11 protein-coding genes are annotated in these 13,607 nt (G+C 39.5%); 3 read left to right on the top strand and 8 right to left on the bottom strand.

Annotated features, from left to right (window positions below):
- Nucleotides 1–3 precede the first annotated feature (3 nt).
- From B3600_RS06895 to B3600_RS06865, 7 genes are all read right to left on the bottom strand, one after another.
- Complete coding sequence (locus tag B3600_RS06895) at nucleotides 4–1,347, bottom strand: fasciclin domain-containing protein (protein ID WP_286752489.1); 1,344 nt, start codon at nucleotides 1,345–1,347, stop codon at nucleotides 4–6.
- Nucleotides 1,337–2,458 carry a fasciclin domain-containing protein gene (locus B3600_RS06890; protein WP_286752488.1) on the bottom strand — a complete coding sequence of 374 codons (1,122 nt, stop codon included), beginning with the start codon at nucleotides 2,456–2,458 and terminating at the stop codon, nucleotides 1,337–1,339. Before B3600_RS06890 ends, B3600_RS06895 begins: the two co-directional genes overlap by 11 nt.
- A gap of 11 nt (nucleotides 2,459–2,469) precedes the next feature.
- On the bottom strand, nucleotides 2,470–3,675 hold the full coding sequence (locus B3600_RS06885; RefSeq protein ID WP_115049744.1) for a hypothetical protein: 1,206 nt from the start codon (nucleotides 3,673–3,675) through the stop codon (nucleotides 2,470–2,472).
- A complete protein-coding gene (locus tag B3600_RS06880) occupies nucleotides 3,675–5,309 on the bottom strand; it encodes a DUF4397 domain-containing protein (RefSeq protein WP_286752487.1) in 1,635 nt (544 codons plus the stop codon). Before B3600_RS06880 ends, B3600_RS06885 begins: the two co-directional genes overlap by 1 nt.
- A gap of 103 nt (nucleotides 5,310–5,412) precedes the next feature.
- Entirely contained in the window at nucleotides 5,413–8,877 is a 3,465-nt protein-coding gene (locus B3600_RS06875) for a carboxypeptidase-like regulatory domain-containing protein (RefSeq protein WP_286752486.1), read from the bottom strand.
- A gap of 131 nt (nucleotides 8,878–9,008) precedes the next feature.
- The gene (locus tag B3600_RS06870) at nucleotides 9,009–10,208 is read right to left on the bottom strand and encodes a FecR family protein (RefSeq protein ID WP_286752485.1); all 1,200 of its coding nucleotides are present in this window, start codon (nucleotides 10,206–10,208) and stop codon (nucleotides 9,009–9,011) included.
- A gap of 60 nt (nucleotides 10,209–10,268) precedes the next feature.
- Nucleotides 10,269–10,889 carry an RNA polymerase sigma factor gene (locus B3600_RS06865; RefSeq protein ID WP_286752484.1) on the bottom strand — a complete coding sequence of 207 codons (621 nt, stop codon included), beginning with the start codon at nucleotides 10,887–10,889 and terminating at the stop codon, nucleotides 10,269–10,271.
- Between the two features lie 198 nt (nucleotides 10,890–11,087).
- On the opposite strand from B3600_RS06865, the gene B3600_RS06860 reads away from it, so the two are divergent.
- Entirely contained in the window at nucleotides 11,088–11,561 is a 474-nt protein-coding gene (locus tag B3600_RS06860) for a DinB family protein (RefSeq protein WP_286752483.1), read from the top strand.
- 4 nt (nucleotides 11,562–11,565) lie between these two features.
- Here the strand turns inward: B3600_RS06860 and B3600_RS06855 are convergent, their stop codons facing one another.
- Nucleotides 11,566–11,952 carry a winged helix-turn-helix transcriptional regulator gene (locus B3600_RS06855; RefSeq protein WP_112374037.1) on the bottom strand — a complete coding sequence of 129 codons (387 nt, stop codon included), beginning with the start codon at nucleotides 11,950–11,952 and terminating at the stop codon, nucleotides 11,566–11,568.
- Nucleotides 11,953–12,119: 167 nt separating this feature from the next.
- On the opposite strand from B3600_RS06855, the gene B3600_RS06850 reads away from it, so the two are divergent.
- Nucleotides 12,120–13,112, top strand: a complete 993-nt coding sequence (locus B3600_RS06850; protein WP_286752482.1) for an NADP-dependent oxidoreductase — start codon at nucleotides 12,120–12,122, stop codon at nucleotides 13,110–13,112.
- The gene (locus B3600_RS06845; RefSeq protein WP_112373615.1) at nucleotides 13,109–13,576 is read left to right on the top strand and encodes a cupin domain-containing protein; all 468 of its coding nucleotides are present in this window, start codon (nucleotides 13,109–13,111) and stop codon (nucleotides 13,574–13,576) included. Before B3600_RS06850 ends, B3600_RS06845 begins: the two co-directional genes overlap by 4 nt.
- Nucleotides 13,577–13,607 lie beyond the last annotated feature (31 nt).

Below are 13,607 nucleotides of genomic sequence, written 5' to 3'. Positions count from 1 at the left end.
CTTTTATTTAAGTTTAAATCCTTTTGGAAGCAGTAGGTTATCAACAACGTGGATCGGTCCATTAACCGTATTGATATCTGTCTCAATAATATTGATCGGTGCTTGCTCGGCTTCTTTGATTTTCATTTGGATCTGGTTTCCATTTTTAGAAAAAGCTAAAGGCATCTTATAAGCGTATCGAACCTGACTACTCCCCCCTATATTCACATAATAATCGTTTAACAAGGCAGGATCCAGATCATTACTATAAAAGACTGTATTATTGGACATCGCTATGCCATAAGCAGGATCCTCAGTTGCAAACACTCTGCCCCAATTGCGATGAAAACTGAATAAAGTATCTGTCGGATATGATCCACGTGGTTCAAAATACAAGTCGTCGTATCTTACATCTCCCCGTTTAGCATTAAAAGCTAGAATATCGGCCACGCTATTAAACCCTGCTTTTCGAAAGGCATCATCTGTTGGTGCAAATGTGGCTGTCAGGTTGAGATTAGGTAACTCATTGTAAAATGGATCCCTATCGATATCCCATCCTCGTTGATAGGAAACTCTGGCCTCTGGATAATAGCTCAAAAACTCCTCTTTACTCATACGATATCCCCATAGAGGCTCAATATCATCCAACATTTTTTCATAAAACATTTCCTCGGATAAACGTTGGGATTCCACAAAAAAAGTAAACCTTCCGTCAGCTATTAGCGTCTCCAATATGGTCATAGTAGGCTTTTCGATCACTTTTTCCAACATATAGATACCGCCATTTGTCGCGGGCTCATAAGCTAATTTTCCTTTAGACTTACCATTGACTAGCAAATCGCCATCTTTCACAGCGAGATAATGACGATAAGCATAGATGTCGTAACGTCTGCCGACTGGCTCGGTATTATCATAAAAAGGTACTCGATAATTTTGATTTTTTAACATCGATCGAACCATGAGACTATATTTACCAAGTTTAATTTGGTTAAGATCTCCTAAAAAACTGTAAAATTGAACGAAATCGGCAGCTTCCTCAGTAGTCATTTTTTGAATAGTCTCTAGTGTTATTCCAACTTGCTTTAACGCATTATCGGTTGGCGCCAATACGGTCACTTTTGTATTGACTCCAGCAGCCTTAATCAGTGCTACAATGTTACTTTTCTGCCATGCTGCTAAAAAAACTTTTGCTTCGTTATGCGTTGTCAATAGTTGCGTAACATCCTGTGAAGCTTCGTTTTTATAGGGAACTTCCTCCCCCACAAGCTCCGGCATAAACTCAGTTTTTTGGCAAGATAGCAGTACAAACACAGCAGTAGTACATAACAATAGCATATACCAAACGGCATTTATTGATTTATTTTTCATCTTTTCCTTTTTTTATCGCTTGATCTGGGCTTACCAGCCCTTGATCTAAATCATGTACCAGACCATTACTACACAAATAGTCCATTTTAGCGCCGACAGCATACGTTACATCGGCGAGTATAATCGAATAGAAAGTATCATTGTCCCGGAGTCTCATATTATAACTCAATTTCCAAGTCGGATAGACTTCATTGGCAAAATATTCCATATAATGTACTTTATCTTTCAAGTGGTATTTGTAATTACCGTTCGAATTAATGATCGTAAAAACCTGTGAATCCGATATAAAAAAATGTTTATCGTACATGATGTAGGCACCAAACAATACCTCAGGGACGTAATTCTGTGGAACAGCACTATCCAAAAATTCCATCGTAATCCCTCTCTTTTCTAGGGCCTCATTTGTTGGTGCAAATACCGTAAAAGGGCCTTTTCCAGCAAACTGATCCCACAGACCAAATTTCTTCAGTCCAGCCACAAAAACGGTATAGTCTTTCTTGTCACTGAGCCAATCCTGAATATTTTTTTCAAATTGTGGTTTCATAACCTTATCCAGCACATGCAACACCCCGTTGGATAAAACCACGTCTTTGCGGATCGCTTTCGATCCGCTAAAAAACAGCATATTCACGGGATTAGTAGCCCCAGGTGAGACAGAACCGATTGAGGCATACAATTCGGAACCTTCGAGTGTTGCATACCTAAAATCCACTGAGTTACTCGGAATATCGCTCACATAAAGACGCCTTGGGAGAATATGATAAGAAATCAGTCTCCGCAAGCTATCCTTATTCATTCGATCAAAATCGGTTGGGCGAAACACACCGATCTCATTAAAAGCGAGATCGTTTGGAACGAGAACTGTAAATGGACCTTTGCCATTTAGTTCGACATTCAGACCAGTTCTCTCCAACGCTGCATCAAAGAGGCGCATTTCATAATTATTACGAATAAAATCGGCTGCCGGTCGTATATTTTCATTAGGTTGGGGCACCGTGAGATTATCATGTTTGCAGCCTTGTAGCAACAAAATAAATAAGCACGCAGAAAACCAGCCTATAGCATGAAGCAGTGAAACCTTCTGTTCTATTTTGCTATTATATTGAATCATTTCTGCTAATTTTAGTAAATAGGTGGAGCATATTTTCGTTGTATAGTCGTTAGGTAGACGCGACCATTGACAATTTCGATCGTATTGACCGTTGCGAAAGTGCGTGGATTATCCTTTCCCGAATGTACGTTGACCAACAAATTTGGAAGCAGTGTTCCGTTTTCATTACTGGTCAATCCTACTTTTCCGTTTAGGAGACAATTAAGTACAGCCCAGTTGCCACCTGTATTTGTCTCACTGTCATAAAATGGATTCGCGACGGGATCCATTCCAGGTGTAAAAAAGTCAAATCGTTGCCAAATAGCTGTGCGGATACCGTTGGATTTACTACTCGCCCATAACGGAAAACTTGCATAGGCGTTCACTTCATTTGAACTTGTATTACGTTTAACGGTCGTCAAAAAACGCCCTTGGTAACCATTTACTTTCGCAGCATAATGGCTGAGCTCTTCCTGACTTTCATAAAGTGACAAAAATACATTCATATCATCCTTAACACCATTTTTGAAGCTTTTCAACCGATAATCATCATCTTTTAAGCTTGCATCGGCTTCCCAGAACCCTTTTGCACTCATATTGTAAAAGTTTACGTACACCAATGAATCTGATAAAGGGAGTTTATAGAAATTTTCATGTCTCAATAAGACTCCATGATCCTTCTTTAAAAAATCCCTTTGCAAAAGATGGAGTGTATAAACTTCTTTGCTTTGAAGATTGATCACCGTGTCAATTAGAATGTCATTTTTCAAACGATCTTCCAATTCGAAGAAGGGTACCGTATTTTTTGGACGATACGCAAATACGACCCTTACTTCGCCTGAAGGCACCTGAGCCCAGCTACTTAGGTCAAATCCGTTTAAAATAGGACCGACTAGGACATTTTCCTTTCCTGGATATTCGGGATTGCTTGGGTCTGTACTGTTCCCGATGTGAGAAGGATATGGGGGAGCATAAGGATCTCGTTTATCCAAGAAATCACCTATAATTTCCGCTCCTGTAAATTTTCCATCAGAACCTATTTTTGGATTGATAAGCATACAGAAATAGGGTACTTTATCATCTTTGCTACCCATAGTCTGTACGTAATTGACATTATTAAAAACACGTAGATAAGCCGGCTCGGCAATCTGTGTATATTCAATTTTCGTACAGGAAGCAAGCAATAGTATAAAAATGGCCAGTAGCCAAATACGACTTGATATATTTTGCTTTTTCATTATTTATTATGTTTGATAATGATCATTCGCGCTTTTTCTTTATCGGACGATCCCGAACCACTTTTTCCAATCAATGCTACAGTATAAATCCCTGGCTCAAATGCTGGCAGAGGCCTTCCAATGGTTGTATACAGCGATTTATTTGCTATAAACTCCGTCGATTGCAATACGTCAATATCGTCGGCCCAGACACCTGGTATTACGTCTGGTTTAGAACGATAAGCCATTATTGCGTAGGGATTCGCCATAATATTTACATTGGTATAAGGCATATTAATCGAAGGGATCCCAGGTTGCAGATTTACATTGCCACTGTTTCCGAAAGGCTGTCCGTTAGGTAGCGTAAAGGTGATATAAGGATTGCTTGCCGATAGATTTAAAAAGCGATTAAAGAAGAAGAATTTAAAAGCTAGCCGGCTGTATGTCCCATCGTCTTCAGCCGGTAAAGGGAGCGTACCACTCAGATCATTGGAAATGAGAAGCAACTGAGCCTTTCCATTTCGATCAGGATAGAGCCATAACGTATAATTTTGATTGCTCCGCAATTCCTGTTTAATCGTCGCAAGTACGTTTCCAGTTGCATCTATAGCCTCAATATCATATTGCTTCTGGGTAAACACACTATAATTACTTCCTTTTCCAAATCCGATACCACTGGCAATAACCTTTCCATCGACCCTAAACCCTATCGATTGATCCTTATATGCATTTACACCTTGTATCCTCAAATAACTTTGATTCGTTGGCGCAGCAATATCTGTAATGATCTGAAACGAATTTTGATAGGCTGAAACTGTCTCATTCAGCTCATTGGAGAAATAATTAAATCGCTGTGGAGTGACTACGATCGTATAAACACCACCAGGTTGAAAATCCTGAATCGGAGCATAAGTAAAATTAGTAGACTTCGCATAATCTTTTGGGATGGTGGAAGTCGGTAAATCAATGAGCCCGTACTCAAACCGACCTGAGCCCAAAGAAGGAAGGGGTCTGCCATCTGCTACCAATATCTTGAATTGATAAGTCCCATAAGGCAACTCGATGTAATCAGAACTAATCTGAGAAGCTGCTATTGCACTGGTTTTTTGATTCACCAATGTACCATCGGCATAGGCTAAAGAAATTGGACCAACGAGATTTTCTTGCGGACCATTCATTCCAATAGCTGGATTTTTAATTGTCCCACCGAGATTAACAATGCGGATTTTAAAATGGTCTGGCTTAGTGGGACTAGTCGTAGCACGCGTTAGTGCAACAACTTCCGGTTGACCATTCATGAATAAGGAAGGAAGCAAAAAATAATCCTTAGGTTGCTCATAACTATTGTCAACCTTGACTTTAAAATCATGGTTCAAACCAAAACCCTGATAAAAGCGAGCTGCAAACGTAAGGTCTGCCTCTTCTTTCTGGTCAAAAAGATCTTGTGGAACTGTCCATATCTTTGTCAAACGTCCGTCTGTTGGGAAATATGAGGTTCCAGGATATTTATGATTCCCCGGATTTAACGGATGCAACACAACAAAACTTGTCAAGCTGTCGCCATTAGCAACAACCTGATTAAAGTCAGATAGATTAACAATTCTAGTATTTGAATTTGGCCGGTTTTCAGTTACAGGACGATTGTCATTAATCACATCCAGTTTTTCCTTTTTACAAGAAACAAAGGATAAAAAACATAAAGCTGTAACAGCAAAAAACCGACAACTCACGCGTTTACACATACTGATTTTCATTGGATTAAAATAAGTTATAGGTAAAACCGATCATAATTTCCGCACCGCGCTTATAACTTCTGTTGATATACTCATTTCCATACCACTTTCCTCCGGTTTGCGGATTCGCATAAACAGTTTTAATAGCAGGATTCATTATATTTTTGGCATAGCCTTTAAACAAGATCCGTTTATTTAGCTTTTGGGAAAAAACAAAATCAAGGTAAGGCACGGGCTGTGTATACAGATCTGGTTCCCCTGTCAGATTAATTTGGACTAAGCGTTCCCCAACCATATTAAAGGTCACAGTGAGATCGGTTCCTGATTTTTCGTTATCATAGTTTAACCAAGCATTAATCGAATAGGGAGCCTGTTCAAACAACGGACTATTTTTTGGGGTATATCTATCCAGTGAACGATTTGCTTCATAACGCTCCGCAGATTTCTTAATTTCACTTTGAGCCAATAAAAGATTGGTACCCAAAAACAAGTTTTTTAAAGGATCATATAATGTTCCCAAATTCTTGACAACTTCAAATTCCAATCCCCATACCTTACCAATATTACCGTCATTCTGAAATTGGATGGTTGGAAATTCAGGATAAGTAGCAGCTAACCCTTGGGTTTTTAGATTAAAGACCTTAACCAATTGATTTTCTATACGCTTTCCAAAAGCCGACACGGCAATAACCTCTCCTTTAGCAGGAAACCATTCCCATCGAAAATCCGCATTTTGGGTATATTGATTTTTCAAATTGGGATTACCAACAACTAAGCCCATTTGAAAGGCATCAAATTCAAATACATTGGTAATCTCACGCAATTCGGGTCTCGCCAGAGTCGTGTTGAAGGCCCCACGAAAATTCATATTGTCATTCAACGTATAGGTTGCATTGACAGAATAGAATGGTTTATATTTTGTTTTATAGACAGAATTGGGATTAATCGGATCCAGAGGAATACGTGTACCATCTGGAGATGTTGCGGTCAGTGCAGGGTCTAAAAATACATTCGCAGTATCCACTGTCGAACCAATATTTGTCATCTCAAACCGAACTCCTCCGGCCATGCGGAATCGTTCAGCAATCTTGAGATCCAGCATACCATATAATGCATTGGTTTCAAAATAACCTTTGTAGTTATTTGGCGATTTTTGGCTATTGTATAGAAAACCACCTACTGGCATCATACCTTCACCCTGCCCCGCTTTTGGTAATACAACACCTACAATTTCATTGCTTACCAAACGGTCTAAATTACACTGAACATCATATAATGGAATTGATTTATTTCCAGTGAAATTAGACCCTGGCAGAAACAGCTGGTTTTCTGTAAATTTACGATCTCTAAATAAATAATTGAATCCCGTTTTAAACAACTGCTTTTCACCCAATAGCCTGAAAGGAAAACTCAGATCAGCTTTTGCATTAAAATTATCTTCGTTCAAATTTCTCCATCTCCGACCATTAGGTTCAGCTTGAATAATACCATAATTTCCGAATCCGTTTACATAGCCCGATGTAAGTGCATAGAGATGTTCAGAATATACATAGTCATCAAAATGAGCCTGCTCACCTATAATGGGACGCCGATACCATCCTCCACCCCGAGGTTTGTAGTCTACAAGACTAGCAAATCTAAAATCCGGGTCATTCTGTGTGGACTTTGACGTTGCAACATTATAACTCAAACGAGGCGAGAGCTCATTTTTCAAAAACTTATGTTCGCCCTGTAGGTTAAAGGTATTCAGATTACGGAAAGTCTGTTTAAGCGAATGAATAGTACTTCTGACTTCGCCAGGCAAACCCGAATACTCATAGCGTCCATTTAAATTTGTTGCGATAGACTCTCCTCCCCAGCTTCCCAAATATTGCATACTGACCTCATGCTGTGGATTAAAACGGTAGGTGACCCCTACAAGTGTACCATAGTTTAGTGTTTCGGTTCCTGTATTTTCACGATAAGTTTGATACTTCCCCATAAAAAGACTATTCGGTGTAATATAATTAGGGATATTTCTAAAACTAAAAATATCAGGATTACCAGTCACTACCCCTTGATAGATGCTATACTGGGTCAGTTCACCCTGATAAATATCAGCGGTTCTTCTATAATAATTTCCTCCGACAACAAGCCCCAGTTTGTGTTTTCCAAAAACATCATAACTATTACCGAATGTTGCCGAGTAAAGTTGATTCATGGGCGCGCGGCGGTATCGAGTTGTCATAACGGGATCAAACCCTTTCATAATCGCATTAACCCGGTTTACCTCCTGGTATCCTGAGGGACTATAGTTGCTATTGGCGATCATATCCTGGATAGAACTTAATCCATTGGGATATTGCGTTGCAAGATTTAGAAAATCCGAGGAAAGGTCTTTTTTATTGATTCGTGTTCCAAATAATCCCATCTCACTGTTCCAAAAGCTGTTATAATTCCCACCCAAACCAATGTTGGAATTGAGCCCGGTTTGAGCGATAAGCTCAAATGTCATTTTCTCAGGTACAGATTTCGTTTTCAGCTCAACGATACCCGAAGCAGCATCGGCAGGTTTGTCTGGTGTTACTGTTTTATAAACGGTAATATTATCCAATAAGGAAGCTGGAACAAGATCCAATGGGATGGCACTACGGTCAGGATCAGAAGAAGCCAATCTTACGCCGTTCAACTGACCGATCACAGATCGATCACCTAGCCCTCTTACTGCCACATATTTATCGTCAGTCACCGTAACACCAGTAACGCGCTGTAACGCCTGTGTAGTTGTGATACTGGCCGTACGCTCAATCAATTCGGCCGAAATAGCATCCTGTACAATAGAAGCGCGTTTACGTTCTTCCAGCACGGCCGTTTCAGTGTTCATTTTACGCCTTGCCTGAACGGTGACCTCTTCCAATGCTGTAGCAAGAGGGCTCAATCCAATAACAAGGTTTTCCTTTACATCATTAATTTCAATTTCCTTGGTCTGATAGCCCAGATAGGAAAGAACGAGAACAGTAGGAATTTTAGAAATCGATAGCGAAAAGTTTCCATTTGTATCAGAATTCGTTCCTCCAGATGTCCCTTTAACACGGATAGAAACACTGGCCAATGTCCTTTTTGTCTGTTGATCAATAACTCGACCAACCAAGCGCTGCTGCAATACATCGGCGGGCTCTTCCAGCACAGTCCGAAGCGCCGTAACAACAACCAGTTTATTTTTCACAACATAACCGAACGGTTGTCCTGCAAAACATATATTCAATGCTTCTTCAACAGTTGCATTGTTTAGATTGACATTAACGGGTTTTGCTCGGTTAAAGAGCCCATTATCGTAAAAAAAGTCATAACCGCTCTGCTGCCTTATTTCTTTTAAAATAGCTGGGATATGACTATTTTGTTTGTTAAGTGTAATACGTTGACCGTAAGTAAACGCACTGACTTTCACCAACAAACAAGTTAAAAATACCATGGTGATTTTCATAACACGCATGCATTGATAAAAACTCATATATTTGTTGTTGTTAATATTATTTGATGATCATTGAATCGCAACATGATCGATAAGCTTAACACATTGACCAAAGGTGTTACCAGCACCTTTGGTTGTTTTTATCCGGCTTATCGTAAAAATTAGATAGGTCAATCTATCACAATAAGCCTCCTTCCATTTAGCGTTAATTTTACTTTTCCTGTTGTTTGCAACATATCAATAATGGTAGATAGCGGCTGAGAACGCGATACCATACCATCAAATTTCAGCTTTTCAAGTCGTTCGGGACATGCTACATCCACGTTGTACCACCTTGAAACTTTACGCAGCAGACTTACTAACTCCTCTCCTTTAAAAACAAAGTCACCATTTATCCAAGCTACTTCCTGAGAGATATCGACATTTTCTACACGCAGGGCTTCATTTAACAAGGCCCGCTGCCCTGGTTTTAAGAGCACCGATTCATTTCTTTTTTTCGAACTAACGCGTACAACTCCCTCCAATAAAGTTGTTGTTGTATAAGGTTCGTCATCATATGCGTTCACATTAAAATGCGTACCAAGCACCTCAATTTTTTGATTTGCTGTCTCCACGTAAAAAGGAATTCGCCTTCCCACTCCTATTCCCGTCTCAATTTTTGCAATTTCAAAGTAAATCTCTCCGGTCATATGGACATGCCGTTCGTTTTCACTAAATTTCAAAGGATAGGTCAACGTCGAATTTGCATTGAGAAATGCTTTGGATCCGTCGGGCAATATAATTTGATATTGGTTTCCGCGATTGGTCGTTATTTTATTCACAGCAGTGCTGGCTGCTTCCCCTTGTTCAACGGCTTTATAAACCAATTCACCGTCTTTATTCTTTTGTATTTCTACCCCGCCTTGAAGTGCTACCACACTTCCATTTTTTATATCAGCTAATGAAACAACGGAGCCATCTTTTAGTGTTAATAGAGCATCATCCTTTCCTGGAGCACCAATATGCTGCACGTTTTTTGGCTGTTCTTCAGCAAGCTGTTGTTTAAATAGAAACAGTGAGATAGCGCTAACAGCGACTAGGAGCGCCGCAATTTTTAACCAGACAGCCATACCAATTTCTGTAAAGCGGTGTTGGTTAGCGCGCTTTTTTATTTGAGACTGCAAACGATCATAGTTTGTTTGAACGGATAGTTCACCCGCATAATGTCCCATTGCCACAATGGTCTCCTGCAACTCCGCTATGGACGCTTTATGTTCAGGATATTTTTGTAACCATTTTTCCCATTTTTCGATATCCTCTTTATTCGTTCCCTTGCAATAGTTCACAAAAGATTCGTCCAATAATAACGCATGCAAATTAAGTTCGTTCATACCACTCTAATCGTAATTTATACAATAGAGTGGGCAGGGTCATTTTTTCACTACTCGTTTTTAATAAAAAATCAACAAAAATGAAGAAAGTAGCCCTACGGCAACTTTAAGAAAGATTTCTTGTTCACTAGAAAGGTTATTTTTTATTTTTTCTAGGGATTTATAAATGGTATTATAGATCGTATGGATCGAAACCTGATTGGCATCAGCGATTTCCTGATAAGAAAGATCCAAAAAAAATCGTTGGTAAATCACCAGCCGTTGTTTTGTTCCCAATTGCTCCATATGCTCCTCAACCAACTGTGTTACGGTATTTGTTGTTACCGCACGTATATGTTGTTCTTCAACAGAGTGATGGATTGACGGATCATGGATTTCTTCCACAAAATCCAAATCTGTCAGTTGCAGTGTTTCCTTGCGAAAAAGTTTTTGAAAGAAAACCGTAATAATATAATTATGATGATTGCGTATTTTTTGATTGTCAGTCTTCTTTTCCCAAAGATGTAGAAATACATCATTCACACTATCCTGAATACGCTGTACCGACATTTTCTTTTTCGTTCCCAAATAGGAAAGATAATGGTAATAATGTTTGTATAAAGCATAAAATGAATCTTCACACTCCTCTTTCACAAATTGGTCCCAAACATTTTTTAGATCTCTTCCGGTTAGTGTAAACATAGTTTCGTGGTAACAATGACTTTATACAAAAAAAGAAAAGTCTTATTAACAAGAGATTAACTGAAGATGAAGAATCGGAAAATTGTATGTAAATTGGACAGATAGTCGATTATAATTCCTCGACGATGCTGTATAGTGTAAACGTATAATAAAACAAAAGCAGTAGAACAACTGATTATTAGAAAGATAAATTACAAAATGGAAAGACGTATATTTATTGCAGACAGGCTTCGCGAAGTTTTTTTGAATGGACGTTGGATTGCCAACACCAACTATCAGGAACAACTACTGAATACGACCTGGGAACAGGCCATATTCAAAATAAATAATCTGAATTCCATCGCTGCGCTAACCTATCATATCAATTATTACCTAGAAGGTTTACTAGCTGCATTTACGTATGGAAAATTGGAAATTAGTGATAAATACAGCTTTGATATCCCGCCTATCCAATCCAAAGCAGACTGGGATACACTAGTAGATCGATTCCTAAAAAACGCAGCCACATTTGCCAACAGCATTGCCCAATTTGAAGAAAACCTCTTCGATCAGCCATTTATTGATAAAAAGTATGGATCTTACCTCAGAAATATCGAAGCTGTAATCGAACATAGCTATTATCACCTTGGTCAGATTTCACTGATCAAAAAGTTAATTCTTCAATCGGAATAAATTGCTATTTCGTTAATGCAGCGAGTTCTTGTTTCACTTTCTCTCGGTATTCCAACCCCCAACTGACCAGTGATTCGGTAACGGGGAATACACTTTTACCATAGGCGGTAATTTTATAGAACACTTTCACGGGGTCTTCACTGGGCTGGCGGGCGACTAACAAGTTTAATTCAAGGTCTCGAAGTTCTTTTGTCAACACTTTTGCAGAAATTCCCTGAATCTCCCGTTCCATTTTTTTGAAATAAATTTCCTGCAACTCCCGATTAGCCAAATAACGCAATATCATCAATTTCCATTTTCCGCCCAAAATATCCAGCGCGTCACGTATAGCGCGCAATTCTTCTGTACAACTCGCCTCCCGCATTTGATTTCCTTCCAAAACTTGTCCCATATTGATTTCCAACGACTAGTTACCACTTGTTAACTACCAACAAATATATAGCAAACGAAAGGTAGATTTGTCATATCAACTATATAAGATGAAAGAATGCTGATATAACATACATTATTTCGGCAGGAATTTTTCATAGGGATGCCATCATTTAAATAAATAGCGATATGAACGCGGTTATACTGGATAAAGACAATCAATTGATAAATGCGGAGGTTGAGCTTCCTCAACTGAAGTCCAACGAAGTGAAAATTAAAATATTAGCTTCAGCACTCAACCCCATAGACTACCAGATGCGTGAAAATGAATTTGAACGACGTTATATATTTTCACCCATACTTGGTAGAGAAGGGGCAGGAATTGTCACAGATAAAGGTTCAGATGTAAGTGAATACGCAATTGGAGATGAAGTATTTTTTGCCTGTGGCAGCATGGGCAGTAACGGAACCTATGCAGCATACATTCAGTTACCAGCCGGCCTCGTTGCCCCTAAGCCAAAAAATATTTCGTTTGAGCAAGCAGCAGCACTTCCTACCGCTGGCATCACCGCATTGCAGGTTTTCGACCGAGCAGCAATTAATCCGCAAGATCATATTTTCCTAACCGGAGCGTCTGGAGGCGTGGGTCTTTTTGCATTAAAATTACTCCTGGCTAACGGCATTAAAAATATCGTTGCGACAGCAGGAAGTATGGGCAGTATTGAAAAATTACGCCAACTAGGACTGCAAAAAGACAGTGTCATCAATTATCGAAATGAGAATTTAACGGAAATAATCAAGCTTAAAAGTAATCAGCAAGGTATTGACGTCGCTATTGATGCGGTGGGGCAGCATCTCTCGGAAGTCGCCGCCGCAGTATTAAAACCCTATGGAACTTATATCGACATCACACATTTTACGACCGCGGCAGCAAGAGACCAACTATTTAGTTCGGCCGCACAGATCATCAATATATCCAACTTTATCCACGCCCAAAGACTGAATTATCCCTATTTCAAAAATGGACTGGATCGAATCAGACACACTATTGAGCAAGAAATTATTCAACCCGCCCCTATTTATCTTATTGGTAAACTGAGCCCCGAAACAATAGAAAAAGGGCATCTAATGTTGAAAAAAAACCAGACTCAAGGCAATAAATTAATTATACAAAATCAATGAGAACTATACCTAGACGAATCGTGACAGGCATACGTGCCGGAAAATCCTTTATCGAAGCGGATGCATTGGTCGATAATGTATCAGAGCACTATCCCAATCTTGTTATTTCCGATATCTGGCAAACCAGCCAAATGCCGGCCAAGTTTGAGAAAGAGCATCCCATAGAAAACAGCGCTATACCCCAAGTCATCAAAAATGGCACGTACTTCCGCTATGTACAGATCCCACCCGATCGGGAACTTGGTATAGAAACGACGATTGGTACCCCTCATCCCCTCATGCATCAGACAGCAAGTTTAGATTACATCGTTATTCTTTCAGGAGAGATTTACTTGATTACAGATACAGAAGAAACGCTTTTACAAGCCGGCGATATTGTCATCCAACGCGGCACCAATCATGCTTGGAGCAATCGCTCCGATCAAATGTGCCTGCAATTGGCCATTCTAATTGATGCGAATTAAAAATCTACCCTGTTGGTCAATCGGCAAACTA

This window comes from Sphingobacterium sp. UBA2480, assembly GCF_002341965.1.
Taxonomy (GTDB): domain Bacteria; phylum Bacteroidota; class Bacteroidia; order Sphingobacteriales; family Sphingobacteriaceae; genus Sphingobacterium; species Sphingobacterium multivorum.
Note: the sequence above shows the minus strand (reverse complement) of the source record. Positions and strands in the feature narration are given on the sequence as shown.